The sequence below is a fragment of the Streptomyces sp. TSRI0107 genome (assembly GCF_001905845.1).
Classification (GTDB): domain Bacteria; phylum Actinomycetota; class Actinomycetes; order Streptomycetales; family Streptomycetaceae; genus Streptomyces.
This window is the reverse complement of sequence record NZ_LIVZ01000012.1, coordinates 319,589-340,349: the sequence shown is the minus strand read 5'-3', so window position 1 is coordinate 340,349 and position 20,761 is coordinate 319,589. Positions and strand designations below refer to the sequence as shown.

Below are 20,761 nucleotides of genomic sequence, written 5' to 3'. Positions count from 1 at the left end.
GTTGTCAGTGCCCTCCTCTACAGTTCCCGTCACTTGATCATCGCGGGTGCGGGAGGCACACGAATGGGGTGGGTGTCGGCGGGCGGCTATGAAGTCGCCCTTGACGACGGCAAGGTGGTGTGCCGCAACGCGGCCGGGCGGCGGCTGAAGTCCGTACCGCCCAAGATCGCCGACGATCCGGCCGTGGTGGGGCTGCGGCAGCTCGCCGAGTGGCTGGAGCGGCACGAGCGGCAGTGCCTGGCCGACGTGGAGCGGTGGATGGTGCGCTCGCTGCCGGTGCCGTTCGCCGTCCTGGCGCGGGTGTGGCCGGACCCGGCCTGGCAGGCCGCCCTGCGGGACCTGGTGGTCACGGGGGCGGACGGCACGGTGGCCGGGTTCCTGCGGGACGCCGACCCCGAGCGCGGCCTCGGCCTGGTCGACCTCGACGGCGACACCGTCCGCATCACCCCCGATCTGGTCCGCCTGCCGCACCCCGTGCTCCTCGACGACCTGGAGGAGCTGCGGGAGTTCGCCGTCGAGCTCGGCGTCGAGCAGCGCGCCCAGCAGCTCTTCCGCGAGGTGTGGCAGCGGCCCGCGGCATTGGACGCCGAGGCGACCTCCGTCGAGGACTACGCGGGCGGCGCCTTCAAGGAACTGCGTTTCCTGCACGGCCGGGCGACGCAGCTGGGCTACCGCGTGCGCGGCGGCAACGCCGTGTGCTCCGTGCTGGAGGCCGGCCGGGGCGTCGAGGCCCGGGTGTGGGTCGGCGACTACGACGGCTACGAGGAGACGGAGACCGGTCCCCTGGTCTTCACCGACCAGGCGGGCCGGGTGCTGAAGCTCGGTCTGGTCGGCCCGGTGGCCTGGTCGGAGGGCATGCGCATGGCGGCCGCGCTGTACGCGGGACGCGACATCGAGGACGAGGAGCGTGCGGCATGACGGCGTACGGCACAACCGTGTACGACGAGACCACTGTCGCCGCGCTGCTCGACGCCGGCGCCGTCCTGCCCCCGGGCACCACGGACCGGGAGGACGCCGACGTCCTCACCGTCCGCGCGTACACCCACCCGGCGCTGGACGAGCGGACGGTCGCACGGCTGGTGCCCGGCACGCTCGGCGAGGCGGAGGACCTGGCGATGGACTTCCTGGGGCTCGCCCGGGAGCCGGAGCCGCGCGAGGTCGGCCAGATCCGCCGGGAGGCCCTGGGCTTCCCGGCGTGGGCGCTGGTCAACGACCCGGCGAACGGGCACCACGCGCTGGCGCTGGTCAAGGACGTCGAACGGCTCGCCCGGCAGGCCAAGTCGCGCCCCGGCACCGCGAAGGAGGGCTTCGAGGCGCTGGGCGAGCGACTCGGCCGGGCCGTGCCGCACTTCCTGCCCACGTTCTACGAGCAGGCCGCCCGCGTCTTCCTCCAGCACGAGAACACCACGTACGCGGCCGCCTTCTTCGGCAAGGCCCGCGAGGCGGAGCGGGTGCACGCGCTGACCGTGGACGAGGAGCGGCAGCGGGCCGTGTTCCTGGAGTTCGCGTTCGCCGGGGCGCTGACGGTCAAGGCGCTCAAGGAGCACGTCAAGGACCTGTCGGCACGGCTGGCCCCGGCGGAGGCCTGGGCGCAGTTCCGGCAGCTGACCGTGGAGCGCTGCGCGGGCGGGATGCCGCCGTACGCGTCGCTGCCGCAGGACGCGCGCGCCCTGATCAAGGCGGCGGGCCTGGACCGGGTCACGGAGGAGTGCGCCCTGGTCGCGGACCTGCTCGCGTCGCCCGCGGCGGTCCGGGCGCCCGCGTCCTTCTGGAACTCGTACCGGGCGACGCTCGTCGTCCTGGCCGAGAGCCGGCCCGCCGTCCGCGTCCGGCTGCTGGAGATCATGCCGGCGGGACTGGGCCGCTCCACGGAGGACGACGAGTTCTGGCTGGCGCTGCTCGCCGAGACCGGCGCGGACCGGCTGCTGACCGGCGAGGCCGAGGCGGCGGACGAGGTCGACGCGGCGGCCTGGCTCGGCCGCTGGGCGCTGCACCGCAAGCACGGCGGCACGGTCAGCGACCGCTCGCCGGCCACCCTCGCGCTGGTGGAGCGCATGGCCCCGCGGCTGCGCGCCCAGGGCCGACCGGTGGACCTGTTCACCGGCCGCTGGCACGCGGGCGCGGACCTCGACCTGTTCGACCTGTGTGCGGCGCTGGACGTCCCGCTGGCGCTGCCCGCGCCCGACGAGGACGTCTTCCTCAACCTCAACCGGTGGCTGGAGGAGATCCGGCCCGGGCGGCGGGACCTGACCGCCCTCGCGGCGGACCCGCGCTGCCGGCGTCTGCTGTACGCCGCCGTCGGCAATCTGAGCGGCCACCGTTCCGGCTCGGAGATGGTGGAGGAACTGGCCGCGCACCCCGTGCTCGCCGACGTGCTGCGCGAGTGGCTGGACGACGCCGCCGCCGAGCTGGACGGCGCGGCGGGACTGCCCGACGCACGCGTCGCGCTGCAGCGCATGCGGCCGTTCCGTACCGTCGCCGCCCGGGTCAGCCCGCAGGCCGTGGCCCGTGCGTCCTCGCTCGACGTGGCGCCGCTGCTCGGCCGCACCCTGCGCGGCGGTGTCCTGGACGAGCTGGGCTGGCCCGCCCTCGACGAGGCGCTGCGGCGCCTGGACGCCGAGACGCGGCGCGACCGCGACCGCGACCGCGACGACACGCTCGCCGTTCAGGAGGCCTGGCCGACGCTGATCCTCTCCCGCCGGCACAAGGCGATCGTCGTGGGGCCGGAGGACATCCTGCTGGAGCACGACCTGCGGCTGCCGGTGGAGCTGGACCGCTGGCAGCGGCCGTCGTTCCGGTACACGGACGGCGAGCTGCTGGTGATGTGGCGGCACGACGGCAAGCAGCACGGCTACTGGTCGGCCCGCCCGTCCGAGGTGTTCCCGCTCGGCGGCGAGCGGCTCCCGAACTGGTACGGCAGCGGCGATGCCGGTGAGACCTCCATCCCGCTGCCGGGTGGCGGCCGCGCCACCGGCGGGCGCGCCCTGCACGCCGGGGACACGGTCGTGCCGCCCGCCCGCCGCATCCTCGGGGACGGCACCTCGTACTGGCGCCAGGGACGGCAGGGGCGGCAGCAGGTGTGGCTCGAGTACGACCCCGCCACCGGCACGCACGGACGTGCCTCGCTGCCCGCGTTCCTGCGGTCCGGCATCCGCGAGGACACCGCGCTGCTCCAGCAGCACTGCACGGTGCTGCCCTTGCAGCCCGGCCTGGAGCACAGCCCGTTCGGCACGGACGGCACGGTCCTCGGCCACTGGGTGCGCGCCGAGGGCGAGGGTGAGGAGGCCCGCACCACGGCCGGCACGCCGGACGGCCGGACCGTCACCCTGCCGACGGCACAGGGCCGGGTGCCGGGTGTTCCGGTCGGCGCGCTGCGGCTGCCCGGCGGCGCCGAGCCCGTCGTCGTCGCCACGCACCGTCAGGTCGCCCTGTACACGGTCGACGAGACCGGCGTGCGGGAGTCGGGCCGGGTGACGGCGCTGGAGCGCGGCGGCGAGTTCGCCGCCGGGACGCGGCTGGTTCCGCCCCTCCACTTCTGGCACGCGCTGCGGCCGCGCGACGAGGGCGCGTCGGCGCTGCTGCGGGCGCTGAGCGACGAGCAGGCGGAGGAGTTGCTGCGCGCCGGGGCCCAGGCGCTGGCGGAGTGGCAGGCGCGGGCAGCGGAGGCGGCCGCCCGGGCGAAGGCGGCGGAGGCGGCGGCCGGGGCCGGGAACACGGCGGGGGTCGGCGCCGGCAGTAACGCTGCGGGGACCGGCGCCGGCGGGAACACGAAGGGCGCCGGTACCGGCCGGCCCGCGCTTCCGAGCGCCGACGAGGTCCTGCGGGACACCGTCGCGCGTCTTCTGCCCGCCCTCACCGAGCCTCATGTGCTCACCGGTGTCGCCGCGCTCGTGCGCGCGGTGCTGCGGCTGGCGGAGTCGGTCGCCTCGTTCGTGGCGCCGCCGGTGGAGCCGTCGAAGGTGGAGCGCAAGCGTGCCGACGGGATGTTCGCCGACTACCGTCCGGAGGACGGCGACGACGAGACCCTGCGCGAGGCCGTCTCCGGCCTCGCCGACCTGCACGGTTGGTGGGGCGGCGACAAGCGCTGGTCCGCGCTGCGCCAGATCCGCGCCGTGAACCACGTGCTGTCCGGGAAGCCGGCCGACGGCAAGCCCCTGCCCGAGTCCGCCCGGCTCGCCGGGGCCGCCGACGGGTGGCGCAGCGACGAGGGCACCGTGCCGGGCATCGGCGCGATGTGGCCGTCCGTGCTGGACGTGCTGCGCCCGCTGGCCTACCGCGCCGCCTCGCCCGCCCTGCCCGAGGCGCAGCGGCAGGCACTGCTGCTGCTGTTCGAAGCCGTCGCGGAGGGCCCGCTGGCCGTGCCCGGGGGCGCGCTGCGCGAGGTCGTGCTGAGCGAGCCGCACAAGGGTCAGGAACGGGTCGGTCAGGTGCTGCGCCGCGACGGCCGCACCGTCGTCGTCCTCGGCTGCCAGAACGTCGACCGCCGCGCCGGTCGGGTGCACTGGCTGGCGCTGGACCACGACCCGGCGGGTGAGTTCGGCGCGGTCGCGCACTTCACGTCGGCGTCGGAGACCGCGCACCCGCCGGTGTTCCCGGCCGACGCGCTGGCCGCGGTGACCGGGCTGATCCGGGACAAGGGTGCCGCACCCTGGCAGCCGGGAGCGCCGGCCGCCCTCGTCGCCGCGACGCGGGACGGGCTCGGACCCGTGCAGGCGGCCCTGCTCGTCGCCGGGCGGCCGTCCCAGCTCACCGACGAGGTGATCGCCGCCACCGGGCTGAAGCCACGGCAGAAGGAGCTCGGCGACGCGCTGCTGGCCTCGCTGGACTCCGGCGACCGCGCGGCGCTCGTCGGCGCGCTGCTGCCCGACGACCCCGCCGGCCTGTGGACGGCCGGACCGGACACGGACGCGGCGGGACGGCTGTGGGCCGAACGGCTGGCCGGGGTCGTCCGCCTGCCCGAGGACCTCGCCGGGGAACTCTCCGCGGCCGGCGTGCCCACCGGCACCGCCGAGGGCGTCCTCAATCCGCGCCGTACCCCGTGGCTCAGCCGCACCACGGTGCTGCGGCCCGACAAGGACGGCAACCTCGTGCCGGACGACCCCCGGGCGCTGCCCGGCCGGTACGAGCTGACGCGTGCCGTGGCCGCCCTGGCCGGGCTCGCGTACGCCCTGCCGTACGGGCACTCGCTGCGCGCCGTCCTGCCGGAGGGGCTGGCCGCGCTGCGCCGCCGGGTCGCCGACCCGGGGCTGCTGCTCGACCTCGACCTGGCGTGGACGGAGAAGGGCTCGTCGACCGCGGTGGAACTGCGCAAGGCGTACGGGATGCCGGCCACCGGCGGTGCCGACGCGCACGGCCTGACGCGGGTGGGCGAGGCGCTGGTGCTGCGCCCCTGGTACGGCGACCAGGAGACCGTCCTGGTCCGCACGGGTGCCCTCACGGAGGCGGACGACCCGGTGTTCGGCCTGGTCGACGGACTCGTCGGGCCCGCGCGGGGCGACGGCATGCGGGCGCTGCGGACGATCCTGGGCGACGACCTCGCCCACGCGCTCGCGGCCGGATCGGATCCCGCAGGGCCCACCGGGTACGCGCAGGATCCGACGGTCAGCGTGCCCGGCCTGGTCGCCGAGGTCGCCGAGGCCCACGGTCTGAGCGCGGACGCGGCGGCGCTGTACCTCCAGCTGCTGGCCCTGCCCGACCCGACGGACCGCAACTGCGTCCGCTGGACGGGCTGGAAGCCCGCCCGCGTGAAGAAGGCCCGCGCGGAGCTCGCGGCCACCGCTCTGGTCGTCGAGGCGAAGCGGGCGCGCGCCGGGCGCACCCTGTTCCTGCCGGGCGGCTGGCTCGACCTGAAGTCGCCCGCGCTGCCGGTGGAGATCTGGAAGCAGGGCCTCTACCCGGTCGGCGAGCACTCCCGCGCGGTGCCGCTGATGCCGGTGCCCGAGCTGTTCGCCCGGGCGTGGGACCGCGTCCGCGCCGGTGACGCCCCGGCCTACGAGGAACTCACCACCCGCGCCACCCGCAAGGGGCGCCGCCGATGACCACCGCCGACCCGCACCTGGAAGAACCCGTGCCGATGTCCACCACCCTCTCCCCCGCCCCGGCCCGCCAGATCGTCCCGCCGGAGGACCGGTACGCGACCGAGCTGGCCTTCCTCGCCGCGTACGACGACGGGCCGCGCCCGCCCGCGTGGCGGCTCACTCCGCGCGCGGTCGTCACGTTCGTCATGGGCAGCGACGGCCGCGCCCTGAAGCTGCCCGACGGTGCCGAGGTATCGGACGGCGTGCCGCGCCGCCTGGTGGTCGAGGGCAAGTTCGTCGGCGACCGGGCGCTGGTCGAGCGGTGCGTGGTGACCCTCGCCGGGGAGCGCGGTCTCCTGCTCGTCGGCGAGCCCGGCACCGCGAAGTCGATGCTGTCGGAGCTGCTCTCCGCCGCCGTGTGCGGCACCAGCGGTCTGGTCGTGCAGGGCACGGCCGGCACCACCGAGGACCAGCTCAAGTACGGCTGGAACTACGCCCTGCTGCTGGCGCAGGGGCCCACCCGGCAGGCGCTGGTGCCCTCCCCCGTCCTGACCGCCATGTCCCGGGGTGCCATCGCCCGTGTCGAGGAGGTCACCCGCTGCCTGCCCGAGGTGCAGGACTCGCTGGTGTCGTTGCTGTCCGAGCGGCGGATCGCGGTGCCCGAACTGGCGGGCACCGACGACGCGCTGGCGCACGCGGCGCCCGGCTTCAACCTCATCGCCACCGCCAACCTGCGTGACAAGGGCGTCTCCGAGATGTCCGCTGCCCTCAAGCGCCGGTTCAACTTCGAGACGGTCGGCCCGATCGGGGACCTCGACGCGGAGACGGCGCTGGTGCGCAGTCAGGCGCGGGCGTCGGTGGAGCGGGCCGGGGCGCCGTTCCAGGTCGACGAAGCCGTGCTGGAGGCGCTGGTCACCGCCTTCCGGGACCTGCGCGAGGGCCGGTCGGCGGAGGGCTGGGAGGTGGAGCGGCCGTCCACGGTGATGAGCACCGCGGAAGCGGTGTCCGTCGCCGGGGCGCTCGCGCTGGCGGCGGCGTACTTCCCGGGCGACCGTGACGTGCTCGGGCTGCTGCCGGGGCACCTGCTGGGTGTGGTCCGCAAGGACGACCCGGCCGACGCCGCCCGGCTGCGCGGCTACTGGGACGGTCCGGTCCGGCGCCGCGCCGAGCAGGGTTCCGCCACCTGGCGCACCCTGTGGGACCTGCGTACGGTCCTGGAGGGATGACGGCCGTGTCCCACTTCCCCGGGTCCGTCCCCGCCCCGCCCGACGAGGCGCTGGCCGCCCTGACCGGACCGTCCGCGCCCTATCTCGTCGGCGTACGGCACCACGCGCCGTCGCTGGCCGCCGCCGTACCCGCGCTGCTGGACGAGGCGAAGCCGGACGTGCTGCTCGTCGAACTGCCGGCCGAGATGCAGGAGTGGCTGCCCTGGCTGGGTCACGAGGAGACGCGGGCGCCGGTGGCGCTCGCCGCCGCCCCCGCCGACGGGGGAGGCGGTGAGGGGCCGGCGTTCTATCCGTTCGCCGACTTCTCGCCCGAACTGGCCGCCGTGCGCTGGGCAGCCCGGCACGGCGTGCCGGTGATCGCCTGCGACCTGCCGCTCGCCGACCGGGCGTGGGGCGAGGGACGCCGGGCCGCGGGGCCGCGTTCCGGTGGTCCCGGTCTCGGCGACGCGCTGCGGGCCCGGCTGACGGGCCGCCCCGGGGACGACTTGTGGGACCGGCTCGTGGAGGCCACCGCCCCCGGCTCCCCGCCCGAGGCGCTGCGCCGGGCGGCCCTGCTCACCGGGTGGGCGCTGCGCGAGGACGCGGTCGCCTCGGGTGGGGTGCCGGAGCTGGACCTGCGGCGCGAGCACTGGATGCGGGCCCGGCTGGCCGAGGCGAGCGCGCGGGGAGAGCGGGCGGCCGTGGTGGTCGGCGCGTTCCACGCCCCGGCGCTGGTACGGCCGGACGCCGGCGGGGAGGCGGGAACGGCGGCCGGCTCCGGCGTGTCCCACAGCCCCGCGCACGCCGGGCGGGACACCGGCACGAACGACGGTGTGACGGGCGGCGGGCGGCGGCCCGGGTGGACGACCTCGCTGATCCCGTACACGTACGCGCTCCTCGACGAGCGGTCCGGATATCCGGCGGGCATCCGGGATCCGGAGTGGCAGGACATGGTCCTGCGCGCGGCGGGCGATTCGGAGGCGCTGGAGGAGGCGCTGACCCGGGCGGCCGTGGCGATCTGCGCCGAGCTGCGGTCCCTCGGCCACCCTTCGGGGCCCGCCGACGCACGGGAGATCAGCCGCCTCGCCTCGGACCTCGCCCGGCTGCGCGGCCTGCCCGCGGCGGGCCGGGGCGAACTGGTCGAAGCCGTGCAGACGGTGCTCACGCAGGGTGAGCCGTACGGGCGGGGGCGGGCCGTGGCGCGGGCGATGGAGCGGGTGCTCGTCGGCACCCGCGGCGGGCGCCCCGCCCCGCAGGCGCCGCGCAGCGGTCTCGCCCCCGCGGTCGAGGCCGAGGTGGCGCGACTCGGCCTGCCGGGTCCGGACGGAGGCGGCCCCGGCGTGTCGCGGGACCTGCGGCTGGACCCGTTGCGGTCCGGCCTCGACCGGCGCCGGGAGCTGCTGCTGCGTCGGCTGACGGTGTGCGGGGTGCCGTACGGGGAGGCCAAGGAGGTCGTCGGCGCGGGCGGGGCCGAGGCCCTGACCTCCCGCTGGGAGGTGCGCTGGACACCCGCCACCGCGGCCATGCTGACCGCGGCCGGTGTGCGGGGGGTGACGCCCGCGCAGGCCGCCGAAGGTGTCCTGCGGGAACGGCGGCGCGGGGAGCGCGACGAGGGCGGGGCGACGGCCGCGCAGGCCCTCGAAGGGCTGGAACGGGCGGCGGAGTGCGGGCTGACCGTGCTCGCGGACGAACGGCTCGAGGACGTCGCCGAGGTCGTGCCCCGGTCCGGCACCCTGCCGGAACTCCTCGCCGGCCTGGCCCTGCTCGACCGGCTGCGGGCCGGTCATGTCCCGGGGCTCGCCGCCGAGCCGGGCCGGGCGGACCGGGCGGCCGCCGTCGCAGAACTGCTCACGACGGCGGCCGTGCGCCAGGTGGACGGGCTGACCGGGTCCGAGGACCCGGCCGACGCCCACGCCCTGCTCGAACTCGCCCACCGCGCCGACCTGTCGGGCGGCATCCGGCTCGCCGACGCCCTGGCCCGGCTGGCCGCCGGCGGCTCCCCGCTGATGCGGGGCGCGGCCGGGGCCGTACGCGTCCTGCTGGGGCAGGAGGACGCGCGGGTCTTCGGCGACCGGGTGGCCTCGTGGGTCGACGGGGCCACCGACCCCGACGCCCGCGCCGCGCTCACCGCGCGGCTCAGCGGCCTCCTCACCGCCGCGGGCCCGCTGCTGGAGGCGGCGGCGCCCGCGCTGGAGCCGCTGCTCACCCGGGTGTCCGAGCTGCCCGACCGGGAGTTCCTGGACCGGCTCCCCGCACTGCGAGGCGGCTTCGACACCCTCAGCCCCGCCGCCCGCGACCGGCTCCTCGCCGGCGTCGAGGAACGTCTCGACAGCGGGCGCGTCGCGGACACGCACGGCGTCGACCCGGCCGCGCTCGCCGCCTGGACCCGGGCGGACTTCGCGGCCCGCGAGACGCTGCGGACGATGGGACTGCTGCCGCCGGCGCCGGGCGGCGGCCCGGCGGGGCCCGTGCCGGAGAACGGCACGGTGGCGGACGACACCGCCGAGGCGCCCCCGACCCGAGCCGCGGAACAGGACACCGGGGATCAGGACGCCGAGGATCACGCCGGGAATCAGCCCGCCGGAGATCGGCACCTCGACCCCGCCGACCGCTGGCGTCTCCTCCTGGGCCGCCGCACCGACCGGCTGCCGTCGTCCGCCGCGCCGTTGGCGACCGCGCTGGACGAGTTGTACGGCAGCGGACGCGGCGAGGGCAGCCGGGGCGACCTGACGGGCCGGGGTGCCGGTGGTGGACGGGAGGCCCCGTACCCCGGGGTGCGCGAGTGGTCGGAGGAGCTGGCCGCGCTGTTCGGGCCGGGCATCCGCGAGGAAGTGCTGGCGGCAGCCGCCGCGTCGGGCCGCAAGGACGTCCTCGCCGAGCTGGACCCGGACAGTGCGCGGCCCTCGGTGGACCTGCTGCGCACCGTGCTGAGCCACGCCGGCGGACTGCCCGAGGCCCGGCTGGCCGCACTGCGCCCGCTCGTGCGGCGGCTGGTCGACGCGCTGACCCGGCAGCTCGCCACCCGCCTGCGCCCCGCCCTGCACGGCACGTCCCTGCCGCGCCCCAGCAGACGGCCCGGCGGCGGCCTCGACCTGCCCCGCACGCTGCGTGCCAACCTGGCGACCGCGCGCCGCGCCCCGGACGGCACCGTACGGGTGATCCCCGAGCGGCCGGTCTTCCGCAGCCGGGCGCGCCGGACCGCCGACTGGCGGCTGATCCTGGTCACGGACGTCTCGGGGTCCATGGAGGCGTCCACGGTGTGGGCCGCGCTGACGGCCTCCGTGCTCGCGGGGGTGCCGACGCTGTCCACCCACTTCCTGGCGTTCTCCACGGAGGTCATCGACCTCACCGGGTATGTGGACGACCCCCTGTCGCTGCTCCTGGAGGTCAGCGTGGGCGGCGGCACCCACATCGCGGCCGGACTGCGGCACGCGCGTGAGCTGGTCACCGTGCCGTCGCGCACCCTCGTCGTGGTCGTCAGCGACTTCGAGGAGGGCTATCCGCTCGGCGGGCTGCTCGCCGAGGTCCGCGCGCTGGTCTCGGCCGGCTGCCACGTCCTGGGCTGCGCGAGCCTCGACGACACGGGACGGCCCCGCTACTCCACGGGGATCGCCGGTCAGCTCGTCGCCGCGGGCATGCCCGTCGCCGCCCTCAGTCCGCTCGAACTCGCCCGCTGGGTAGGAGAGAAGATCGCATGAGTCCGGACCTGCCTCCGGTCGCCCCGTCCGTCACCGCCGAACTCGTCGGAGCGCTCTCGCCCCGGCTGCGCAAGCGGCTGGACGCGGGCATCGCCAAGCTCGTGGCGCGTCCGGTCGTCCGTGACGGCGACACCGCTCGGATCGCCGTGGACGACGAGACCGACGTCGTCCTGGACGCGACCGGCGGGGCGGTCACCAGCGCGGACGCGATCCGCTGCGGGTGCCTGCTCGCACCCGACTGCCTGCACCGCGCGGCGGCGGCCTCGGCGGCGCCGGTCGCGGAGGAGACGGGGGAAGCGGAGACAGAGGAGGGGGAGGCGGAGGAGACACGGGCGACGGAGGCGCCGAGCCCGGCGGCTCAGCCCGGACCGGCCGCACCGACTGCTCAGCCGCGCCCGGCCGAACCCGCGGCTCCGGCCGGACCCGCGGCCCCTGCCGAGGCCGAGGAGCGTGCCACCGCCGAGCAGCGCGCCGCCGCCCGAGCGGTGTACGACGCGGCCGCCGCCGTCCTGGAGGCCGGCACGGACGGTGCCGGCGCCGTACTCCAGGCGGAGCTGCTGCGCGCCGCGCACACCGCGCGGCTCGCCGGTCTCCCCCGGGCCTCCGCCGCGGCCGTCTCCGTGGTGACCGGGGTGCGCGCGGCCCGCTCCGCCGACCCCGGGTACCGCCTCGCCGACCTGGCCGAAGCGCTGGTCGCCACCCTCGGGGTCGCTCACCGCGTTCCGGACGCCACCGGCCCTGACCTGGTCGCGCTGCGCGGCACGGTACGGCAGCCGTACCGCCCGGACGGCTCCCTGCGGCTGTACGGGCTCTTCTCCGAACCCGTGCTCACCGCGACCGGCTACGCGGGCGCGGTCACCTGGACCGCCGACGCCGACGGACGCCTGTACACGGTGTCGGACGTGGCGCCCGGCGGCCCGGCACGCGCGACCGGGGCCGCCGACAGGGCCGTAAGGATCGGCGACACCGCCCTGACCCACCGTGAACTGTCCCGTGCGGGCCTGGCGGTGTCCGGTGCCACCGTCTCGCCGACGGGCCGCCTCGGCGCGGGGGCCTCGGTACGGGCGGTCCGCGCGTCCGGCGCGGCCTGGCGCGACGAGCCACTGGACCGGCTGTGGGCGGTGCCCGCCGCCGAGCAGGTGGTCCGGGCCCTGGACGGCGGGCAGGACCTGCTGTTCCTGGAGGTGACCCTGATGGGCACGGTCCGGGAGGCGGCGGGTGACTGTCTGCTGGCCGACTGCGCGGGCGTGCCCGTGCGTCTGGCGACGGCCCACGACGATCCGTCGCTCCCCTACCGCGACAACCTGCGCCTCCTCGCCGCCGCGGGCGGCAGCCGGCTGCGGATCGTCGCCCGGCTGGTCCCCGGACCGCTCCCCCGCGCCCTGCTGCTCGCCGCCGAGCACCCCACCGACCCCGCCGCCCGGGTGGACCTGGGCCTGGACCGCCTGCAGCAGGCGGACGTGCCCACCGGGACACCCCTGCCGGCGCCCGCGGTCGCCGCCCCCGGGGACGAGGCGCCTCTGCACCTCCTGCGCCGCCGCGTCCACCAGACGGTGTCCGCGGGCCGCCGTGTCCTCGCGTTGCCCGGGAGCGGGTCGGGCGACGGCGCCCGCCTGCGTCGTCTCGGCCTCGCCACGGCGGGCGACCTGCTCGACGACCTCCAGTCCGCCGCCGCGGACCGCTCCCGCGACGCCTTCGGCCGCCTGCTCCCCGCCGACTCCGACCACTTCGCCCGCGCCTGGCTCGCCGCCGCCGTGTACACCGACGCGGTCGAGGCGGCGCTGTGCGCGGGCGCCTGGGGGACTCCGGCTTGATAGGCAAGTCTCCACTTGCCTATCGTGGTGGTCATGGCGGAGGATGTCTTCAAGGCGCTGGCCGACCCCACCCGTCGGCGCATCCTCGATGAGCTGGCGGAGCGCGACGGGCAGAGTCTGTTCGAGATCTGCACGCGGCTGGTGACCAAGCACGGTCTGGGGCTGTCCCGTCAGGCCATCAGTCAGCATCTGGCCGTACTGGAGTCCGCGGGTCTGGTCGTCTCACGGCGCCAGGGCCGCTACAAGTTCCACGACCTGAACACCGAGCCTCTCGAGCGCATCATGAACCGATGGCTCAGGCCCGGGGAACCGGAGAGCACCCCATGAAGATCCACCTCACCAGCGTCTTCGTCGACGACCAGGAGAAGGCCCTGCGCTTCTACACCGACGTGCTGGGCTTCGTGAAGAAGCACGACGTCCCGCTGGGCGCGGATCGCTGGCTGACCGTGGTCTCACCGGAGGACCCCGAGGGGACCGAGCTGCTGCTCGAGCCCTCCGGGCATCCCGCCGTTCAGCCGTACAAGACGGCGCTGGTCCAGGACGGCATCCCGGCCGCGTCGTTCTCCGTGGACGACGTGCGCGCGGAGTTCGAGCGGCTGCGCGAGCTCGGGGTGTACTTCACCCAGGAGCCGGTGGAGATGGGCTCGCTCACCACGGCGATCCTGGACGACACCTGCGGCAACCTGATCCAGATCGTGCACAGCAAGTAGGGCGCGGTCTCAGACCCGCACTTCGGTGTTCTGGCACGCGTGCAGCAGCCAGCGCCCGTCGTCCTGCTTGGTCATGACGTAGAGCGGCGTGCCTTCCGAGTCCCCCTCCGGTTCCGCCTCGCCCGCAGCCGGGTGATAGACCTGCCGGACCTTCACCGCCGCCACGTCCGGGCGCAGGAACCGCGTGTGGACCGCCTCGTAGGTGACGTCACCGTCCCAGGTCGCGGAGGGCAGCGCCGCGCGGGTGAACTCGGCGATCGCGTCGAAGCCGATGAGCACCTTGCCGTGGCCGGTCGTCCAGAGGGCGTCCGGGTGGAAGAGCGCGAGGAATCCTTCGACGTCTCTGGCGCGCTGGGTGCGGTCGACGGCGGCCACGACCTGCTCGATGGCCTCGATGTCCGCGGTGCGGGTGCCCGTTCGGGTGTTCGCCTGGGTGTTCGCTCGGGTGTTCATGCGGATCACCCTGAGGCCTCAAGTGCGCTTGAGGTCAACTCCCGCCTTTGAGGCGTTCCAGGTCGGACGGGCGGACCTGGATGACGAGGAGGGCGGTCACCGCGGCGATCACGGTGAAGACCGCGGCCATGACGAAGGCGGCGGATATCCCGGAGGTGAGGATCTCGTCGGCCCAGGGATCGGGGAGCTGCCCCGTGCGCTGGAAGCGCAGCCGCTCCGCGGGGGTCGCCTCGGCCAGGAACGCGGGGATCTGCTTCTCGGCCTCGTGGTTGCCGGCCGTACCGAACACCGTGACCAGGATGGACAGTCCGAGGGAGCCGCCCACCTGCTGGGTGGCGTTGAGGAGGCCGGACGCCGCGCCGGTCTCGGGGGTGGCCACGTTGGACAGTGCCATCAGGGTGAGGGACACGAACTCCATGCCCATCCCGAGGCTGTACACGAGGATCGGGCCGAGGATGCTGCCCGCGTACGTGGAATGGACGTCGGTCTGCGTCAGCCAGGCGAGGCCCGCGGCGGCCAGGACGGCGCCGGTGACCATGAAGGGCTTCGGTCCGAACCTCGGCAGGAGCCGGGACGCGAGCCCCGCGCCCACCGCGATGACGGCGCTCACCGGGAGGAAGGCCAGCCCGGCCTGGAGCGGGCTGAAGTCCAGCACGTTCTGGACGAAGAGCGTGAGGAAGAAGAACATGCCGAAGATGGCGGCGGCGAGGCTCAGCATCATGCCGTAGGTGCCCGCCCGGTTGCGGTCGGCGAACATGTGCAGGGGCGTGATCGGCTGCCGGGAGCGGCGCTCGACCGCGACGAACACCAGCAGGAAGACGACGGCCGCCCCGAACGCGGCGAGCGTGTACGGGTCCCGCCAGCCGTGCTGCGAGGCCCGGATGAACCCGTACACGAGGAGCACCATGCCGGCCGTGGAGGTCAGCGCTCCGGCCAGGTCGAAGTGCCCGGGGTGGCGTTCGGACTCCCGGATCCAGCGGGGGGTGGCGAGCGCGATGAGCAGTCCGATGGGAACGTTGACGAACAGCACCCAGCGCCAGTTGAGCCACTCGACCAGCATGCCGCCCGCCAGCAGCCCGATCGCGCCGCCGCCCGCCGACACCGCGGCGAAGACGCCGAACGCCCTGTTGCGTTCGGGTCCTTCGCGGAAGGTCGTGCTGATCAGGGCGAGGGCGGTGGGGGACGCGATGGCGCCGCCGACGCCCTGGAGGGCGCGGGCGGCGAGGAGTTGCCAGGAGTTCTGGGACATTCCGCCGAGCAGCGAGGCGAGGACGAACAGCAGCACGCCGAAGACGAACACGCGTCGTCTGCCGAGGATGTCGCCCATGCGGCCGCCGAGCAGCAGCAGTCCGCCGAAGGTGAGCGTGTAGGCGTTGACGACCCAGGACAGGCCCGTCGTCGAGAAGCCGAGCGCGCGCTGGATCTCGGGCAGCGCGATGTTCACGATGGTGATGTCGAGCACCACCATCAGCTGACAGGACGCGATGACCAGCAGCGCCATGCCGTTGCCCCGGCCATCGCGCTGTTCCTTCCGCTGCGGGATGGCCCGGGCTTGGGGGGTCGGCTCCGGATTGCTCATTGCATCGCGCCGTCGGACGGGAGTCAGGGGCTGGTTCCCGCCACGGTTCGACCGTACGCCGCCCCTGGCAGGCGCTCCACTCGATCTCCGCCCCCCCGGAACGGTCAGCGTCGCGCCGGGGTGCCGAAGCGGGCCGCCCAGTACGCGGTGCGGTCCAGGTACGCCGTCTCCGCGGCCGTGCCGGTGCGGCCGTAGGCGCCGTCGTAGGTGCGGTAGCCGTGGCCGGCGGGCGGGGTGGAGTCGGCCGGTTCGATGGAGCTGCCCTCGTGCCACTCGTTGAAGGAGGTCACCGACACCCAGGTCGGTGAGCCCCCGACGGCCGGATCGAGGGCGTTGGACCACTGCCGGTCGTAGGCCGCGCCGTCGGCCCGGTCCACGGTCGGCGTGGAGTTGCCGGGCACCGCCCGGTCGTCGAGGTAGCCGGGGGCGACGGACGGGGCCCAGATCAGGCCGTGGGCGCGGGCGTGGTCCCCGGCCTGCTTCCAGCCGGGGGCGGTCGCTCCGGCGATGCCGTCGTAGGTGTACATGCCGGAGAAGTGGGCGATCTTGGTGGTGTCGGTGGTCTGCGCGAGCACGATGCCGGTGTCCGTGACCCGGTCCAGCGCCGACCAGTCGGTGATGTCCAGGCTCTGGAAGACGTAGAACGCTCCCCGGTCGCCGTGTTCGGCGGAGCGGTAGAACGCCGGATGGCCGCCGTAGGTGGTGTTGATGTACTCGATGTCGGCCGCGGTGGACGCCGCCGTGCGGCCCGCGTACGGCTCCAGGTGCCAGGCCACCTTCACGCCTTCCCGCTGCGCGGCGTCCAGGATGCCGCGGGCGAGCCGGTCCTCGTAGCCGCCCCTCCCCCACCAGCTGGTGACGATGACGCCGGCGCCGGACCGGGCGACCCATTTCATGTGCTGGGCCACGACGCCGGTGAAGTCGCCGGAGTCGTAGGGGCCGAGCGTGGGGTGGAAGTCGGCGCCGATGTCGTCCGGCGGGGTGTGGCCGCCCTGCTGCCAGTGCCGCCAGCCGCCGTTGACCTGCGGACTGCCGTACCACGGGTAGTAGAACAGGTGCACGTCGGAGTTGAGGGTGGCCGTCCCGGGCCGGGTGCTCAGGGTGAAGGTGTCGATGTCGAAGAGGGCGCCGGTGCCGCCCGTGAATCTCAGGACCAGAGGGCCGGATGCCGCGGTGGTGGAGAGCGTGGCCGACACCGTCGTGAACGTCTCCCAGCCGCCGGTCACCGGCACGCGCACCGAGCCGAGGAGGGTGCCGGTGGCCGAGCCGGAGCGGATCTCGATGGTGCCGCCCGCGCCGGCCGAGGAGACCTTCGCGGTGAAGGCCGAGGCGCCGGCCGTGGGCACGGAGGCGTACGCGGCCCAGTCGCCGTTGTCGATGTAGCCGAGGGTCCGGCCGCCGCTGGCCGGGGCGTGGGCCGCGGCCTGCACACCGGAGCCGGAGCTGTACGACTCCGCCTCGACCTGGCTTGTGCCGGGCGGGGCGGTGCAGTCGGCCGGTACCTGCCCTGCCGCGTAGCGCACGGCGCCCAGGAGCAGGGCGCGGAACGCCGGGTCGCCGTAGGACTCGGCGGTGTGGCCGAGGCCGGTGTAGACGGAGCGTCCCTCGCCCTGGGTGTGGCACCAGGTGATGGGGTGGTCGGCGCCCATCTCGCCGCCGGTGTAGGTGTTTTCGTCGAGCGTCTGGAGCACGCGCACACCGGGGCGCGGGTTGGTGCGGTAGTCGTACCACTCGTCGGTGCGGGTCCAGGTGGCGCCGAGGTGTGCGGTGGCCGGGTGGGTGCGGTCCTCGTTGCGGACGGTGGCCTGCTGGATGGCGGGGTGGCTCTTGAAGCGGGCGCCGACGAGTTCGCCGTAGTAGGGCCAGTCGTACTCGGTGTCGGCGGCCGCGTGCACACCGAGGAAGCCGCCGCCGCCGTCGACGTAGGACTCAAGGGCGCTCTGCTGGGCGGTGTCGAGGACGTCTCCGGTGGTGTTGAGGAACACCACCGCCTCGTACGAGGCGAGGTTCGCGGGGGTGAAGGCGGCCGCGTCCTCGGTGGCCGTGACGGAGAAGTCCGCCTGCGTGCCGAGGGAGCGCAGGGCGTCGATGCCGGCCGGGATGGAGTCGTGGCGGAATCCGGCGGTCCGGGAGAACACCAGGACGTCGAAGGCGGCTTGCGTGCCGTCCTGTCCGGCCTGGGCGGGTCCGGCGGGTGCGGCGAGCGCGCAGGCCAGGGTCAGGGCGAGGGCCGCGGGGCCTCGAGGGGCCCACCGTTTCGGGCTGGGCATGGTCATCGTCCCTTTCGTGCGGCGGCACCGGTGAGGGTGAAGGTGTCGATGTCGAAGAGGGCTCCGCCGCCGCCCGTGAAGGTGAGGACAAGCGGCCCGGAGGCGGTGCCGTCGAGTGGGGTGGTGACCGTCGTGAACGTCTCCCAGCCGCCGGTCACGGGTACGGCCACCGACCCTAGGACGGGGCCGGTCGCGGAGCCGGAGCGGATGTGGAGCGTGCCGCCCGCGCCGGCCGAGGAGACCTTCGCGGTGAAGGTCCGGGCGCCGGCCGTGGACACGGAGGCGTACGCGGCCCAGTCGCCGTTGTCGATGTAGCCGAGGGTCCGGCCGCCGCTGGCCGGGGCGTGGGCCGCGGCCTGGACACCGGAGCCGGAGGTGAAGGACTCGGCTTCCACGGGCCCGGTGCCGCCGGTGCCGGTGTGGAGGGTGAACGCGTCGACGTCGTAGAGGTTGCCGCGGCCGGTCGGTCCCCGGAAGACGAGGTACAGCTCGGTGGTGCCCGAGGGCGCGGCCGACAGGCCGGTGGAGACGTCGGTGAAGGTCTCCCAGCCGCCGGTCACCGGTACGGTCGCGGTGCCGAGCAGGGTGCCGGCCGGGGAGCCGGCGCGGACCTCCAGGGTGCCGCCGGCGCCGGCGGAAGAAACGCGGGCGGTGAGCCTGGTCGCGTCGCCGAGCGCGTACGGCTTGAAGGAGATCCAGTCGCCGTCGTCGGTGAAGCCGACCGTCCTGCCGCCCTCGGCGGGGCCGTGCGCGGCGGTCTCGATCCCGGACTGGGCGGTGAAGTGCTCGGCCTGGCGGTGGCGGGGCTGGAGGGTACGCACCGAGTGGCTGGTCAGACCGCCGCTGTCGGTGTACTCGGCGTCGAGGACGCCGTACAGGTTGGCGGCGCTGTCGTGTTCGCCGTCCTGCGGGACGGTGATGGTGCCGGTGCAGCCGTTGGCGGAGGTGATGGCGTGGGTGTGGCTGTCATGGCCGAGGAGGTAGGTGACCTTGACCTTGGCGCAGTCGACGGTGCCGTCCTCGGGGTCGCCGGCCTGGACCCGGAAGGGCACGGTGTCGCCGAAGGAGAACAGCCGGCCGTCGGCGGGCGTCTGGAGGGTGACGGTGGGCGCGGTGTTGCCGACGGTGACGACGAGACTGGCCGTGCCGGTCAGCCCCTCGGGGTCCTTGACGGTGAGGGTGGGACGGTAGGTGCCCTTCGTGATGTACGTGTGGCTGGGGTCGGCCTGCGTGGAGGTGGAACCGTCACCGAAGTCCCAGGAGTACGTCAGGGGCCGCCCCTCCGGGTCGGCGCTGCCCTGGGCGGAGAACCGGACGGTCAGCGGCAGGGCACCGGAGGTCTTGTCGGCGGCGGCCTTGGCGACCGGGTTGCGGTTGCTGCCCGCGATGTACTCGATGCGGTACAGCGCCTGGTTGTTGCTTCCGGTGCCGTAGTCCAGGACGTAGAGCGCGCCGTCCGGGCCGAAGTCGGTGTCCATCACCTGGGTGCCGTTCCAGGGGAAGTCCTCGATCGTCCCGTAGGAGCCGTCGGCCTCGACCTCGACGGCCTTGATCCACTGGCGTCCGTACTCGGCCGCGAGGAAGCGTCCGTCCAGTGACGCGGGGAACTTGACGGGCGAGTCGAGGCCGGGGTCGTGGCGGTAGACCTCGCCGCCCATCGGGGACTCGGAGCCGCCGCCGAACTCCGGGGGTGATCCGTCCAGGCCGTATTTGATCCAACTGGGCCTGGCCGGCGGCAGCTTCGAGTGGCCGGTGTTGCGGAAGGAGTTGTTCGTCGGCCCGCCCGCGCAGTCGTACTTGGCGCCGGAAGGGCCGCTGGGGAAGGTGTACTCGTTGTACGTCTCGGCGGTCGTGTTGGTTCCCGTGCAGTAGGGCCAGCCGTAGTTGCCGGGGCCGGTGATCCGGTCGAACTCGACCTGGCCGCCGGGGCCGCGGTTGGGGTCGGTGCCGCCCGCGTCGGGGCCGTAGTCGCCGACGTACACGGTTCCGGTGGCGCGGTCGACGGACATCCGGAACGGGTTGCGGAAGCCCATCGCGTAGATCTCGGGGCGGGTTTCCGGGGTGCCGGGCGCGAAGAGGTTGCCGGGCGGGACGGTGTAACCGCCGTCGGCGGTCGGCTTGACGCGCAGCAGTTTGCCCCGCAGGTCGTTGGTGTTGCCGGAGCTGCGCTGGGCGTCGAACTGCGGGTTGCGGTCGGCGCGTTCGTCGATCGGGGCGTAGCCGGCGGAGTCGAAGGGGTTGGTGTCGTCGCCGGTGGTCAGGTAGAGGTTTCCGGCCGCGTCGAAGTCGATGTCGCCGCCGACATGGCAGCACTGGCCGCGGTCGTTGGGTACTTCGAGGACGACTTTCTCGCTGGCCGGGTCCAGGGTGTTGTCGGCCTTGAGCGTGAAACGCGAGAGGTTGAGATGCCCCTTCCAGGGCGCGAAGTCGGCGGCGGTTCCGGTGACGGGGGCGTCTCCGGCGGGGGTGGAGAGCCTGGGCGAGTAGTACAGGTAGATGTGCCGGTTCGTCGCGAAGCCGGGGTCCGCGGCGATGCCTTGGAGGCCTTCCTCGTCGTGGGTGTAGACGTCGATCCTGCCGGCCACCTTGGTGTTGCCCGCGGCGTCGGTGTGGCGGACCGTGCCGTCCCGCGCGGTGTGCAGGACGGAGCGGTCGGGCAGCACGGTGAGCGACATGGGTTCACCCAACTCCGCTGCTCCGGTGGCCAGTTGGACTTGCTGGTAGTCGGCGGGCGGGATGTCCTCGGGGACCGCCGCCGCGACGGGGGGTGGGGCCAGGGCCGTTCCCGACAGGAACAGGGCGAGGGCGGTGAGCCGTCCGAGCCCTGGGCGAGGGCGCTGAGACATGACGGAGCTTTCCTTCCTGACGGTGGGGGATGTCAGGCAAGGCGCGCGCCGGCCGCGCTTGCCGCGTGCGTCAGCGGTGCTCTTCCGCGGTGCGTGCTCCTCCGCGGAGCCTTTTGCGGAGTAATTGCGTGAGTCGCGCGTCGGATTGCGTGACCCTGAGAGTCACTTG

The 20,761-nt window shown here is 74.7% G+C and carries 11 protein-coding genes; 7 read left to right on the top strand and 4 right to left on the bottom strand.

What is annotated here, in order from left to right:
- The first annotated feature begins 63 nt into the window (after window positions 1-63).
- Genes AMK31_RS30670 through AMK31_RS30640 form a run of 7 tightly spaced genes read left to right on the top strand, consistent with a single transcriptional unit; the run spans window position 64 to window position 13,444 of the window.
- Window positions 64-918 (top strand): DUF4132 domain-containing protein, encoded by an 855-nt coding sequence (locus AMK31_RS30670; RefSeq protein WP_073943937.1) that lies wholly within the window; start codon window positions 64-66, stop codon window positions 916-918.
- Complete coding sequence (locus AMK31_RS30665; RefSeq protein WP_073943936.1) at window positions 915-6,038, top strand: hypothetical protein; 5,124 nt, start codon at window positions 915-917, stop codon at window positions 6,036-6,038. The genes AMK31_RS30670 and AMK31_RS30665 overlap by 4 nt, the downstream gene beginning before the upstream one ends.
- A 35-nt stretch (window positions 6,039-6,073) precedes the next feature.
- Complete coding sequence (locus AMK31_RS30660; protein WP_073943976.1) at window positions 6,074-7,243, top strand: ATP-binding protein; 1,170 nt, start codon at window positions 6,074-6,076, stop codon at window positions 7,241-7,243.
- Window positions 7,240-10,920 carry a vWA domain-containing protein gene (locus AMK31_RS30655; protein ID WP_073943935.1) on the top strand — a complete coding sequence of 1,227 codons (3,681 nt, stop codon included), beginning with the start codon at window positions 7,240-7,242 and terminating at the stop codon, window positions 10,918-10,920. Before AMK31_RS30660 ends, AMK31_RS30655 begins: the two co-directional genes overlap by 4 nt.
- Window positions 10,917-12,734, top strand: coding sequence for a hypothetical protein (locus tag AMK31_RS30650; protein WP_073943934.1), 1,818 nt, complete (start codon window positions 10,917-10,919; stop codon window positions 12,732-12,734). Before AMK31_RS30655 ends, AMK31_RS30650 begins: the two co-directional genes overlap by 4 nt.
- 33 nt (window positions 12,735-12,767) lie before the next feature.
- On the top strand, window positions 12,768-13,061 hold the full coding sequence (locus AMK31_RS30645; RefSeq protein WP_073943975.1) for an ArsR/SmtB family transcription factor: 294 nt from the start codon (window positions 12,768-12,770) through the stop codon (window positions 13,059-13,061).
- Window positions 13,058-13,444: a VOC family protein gene (locus AMK31_RS30640; protein ID WP_073943933.1), complete on the top strand. Its 387-nt coding sequence runs from the start codon at window positions 13,058-13,060 to the stop codon at window positions 13,442-13,444. Before AMK31_RS30645 ends, AMK31_RS30640 begins: the two co-directional genes overlap by 4 nt.
- Before the next feature lie 9 nt (window positions 13,445-13,453).
- On the opposite strand, the gene AMK31_RS30635 is transcribed toward AMK31_RS30640, so the two are convergent.
- The 4 genes from AMK31_RS30635 to AMK31_RS30620 all read right to left on the bottom strand — a co-directional run bounded on the left by AMK31_RS30635 (window position 13,454) and on the right by AMK31_RS30620 (window position 20,592).
- Window positions 13,454-13,897 carry an SgcJ/EcaC family oxidoreductase gene (locus AMK31_RS30635; RefSeq protein WP_073943974.1) on the bottom strand — a complete coding sequence of 148 codons (444 nt, stop codon included), beginning with the start codon at window positions 13,895-13,897 and terminating at the stop codon, window positions 13,454-13,456.
- 34 nt (window positions 13,898-13,931) lie between these two features.
- Complete coding sequence (locus AMK31_RS30630; RefSeq protein WP_073943932.1) at window positions 13,932-15,398, bottom strand: MFS transporter; 1,467 nt, start codon at window positions 15,396-15,398, stop codon at window positions 13,932-13,934.
- A gap of 182 nt (window positions 15,399-15,580) precedes the next feature.
- Entirely contained in the window at window positions 15,581-17,746 is a 2,166-nt protein-coding gene (locus tag AMK31_RS30625; protein ID WP_073943973.1) for a ThuA domain-containing protein, read from the bottom strand.
- A gap of 2 nt (window positions 17,747-17,748) precedes the next feature.
- On the bottom strand, window positions 17,749-20,592 hold the full coding sequence (locus AMK31_RS30620; RefSeq protein WP_073943931.1) for a carbohydrate-binding protein: 2,844 nt from the start codon (window positions 20,590-20,592) through the stop codon (window positions 17,749-17,751).
- Window positions 20,593-20,761: the final 169 nt, after the last annotated feature.

What these genes read in the sequence shown, in the direction of transcription:
- AMK31_RS30625 (WP_073943973.1), bottom strand. Translation starts at nt 17,746, where the DNA reads ATGCCCAGCCCGAAACGGTGGGCCCCTCGAGGCCCCGCGGCCCTCGCC.
- AMK31_RS30620 (WP_073943931.1), bottom strand. Translation starts at nt 20,592, where the DNA reads ATGTCTCAGCGCCCTCGCCCAGGGCTCGGACGGCTCACCGCCCTCGCC.
- AMK31_RS30640 (WP_073943933.1), top strand. Translation starts at nt 13,058, where the DNA reads ATGAAGATCCACCTCACCAGCGTCTTCGTCGACGACCAGGAGAAGGCC.
- AMK31_RS30655 (WP_073943935.1), top strand. Translation starts at nt 7,240, where the DNA reads ATGACGGCCGTGTCCCACTTCCCCGGGTCCGTCCCCGCCCCGCCCGAC.
- AMK31_RS30670 (WP_073943937.1), top strand. Translation starts at nt 64, where the DNA reads ATGGGGTGGGTGTCGGCGGGCGGCTATGAAGTCGCCCTTGACGACGGC.
- AMK31_RS30650 (WP_073943934.1), top strand. Translation starts at nt 10,917, where the DNA reads ATGAGTCCGGACCTGCCTCCGGTCGCCCCGTCCGTCACCGCCGAACTC.
- AMK31_RS30660 (WP_073943976.1), top strand. Translation starts at nt 6,074, where the DNA reads ATGTCCACCACCCTCTCCCCCGCCCCGGCCCGCCAGATCGTCCCGCCG.
- AMK31_RS30630 (WP_073943932.1), bottom strand. Translation starts at nt 15,398, where the DNA reads ATGGCGCTGCTGGTCATCGCGTCCTGTCAGCTGATGGTGGTGCTCGAC.
- AMK31_RS30635 (WP_073943974.1), bottom strand. Translation starts at nt 13,897, where the DNA reads ATGAACACCCGAGCGAACACCCAGGCGAACACCCGAACGGGCACCCGC.
- AMK31_RS30665 (WP_073943936.1), top strand. Translation starts at nt 915, where the DNA reads ATGACGGCGTACGGCACAACCGTGTACGACGAGACCACTGTCGCCGCG.
- AMK31_RS30645 (WP_073943975.1), top strand. Translation starts at nt 12,768, where the DNA reads ATGGCGGAGGATGTCTTCAAGGCGCTGGCCGACCCCACCCGTCGGCGC.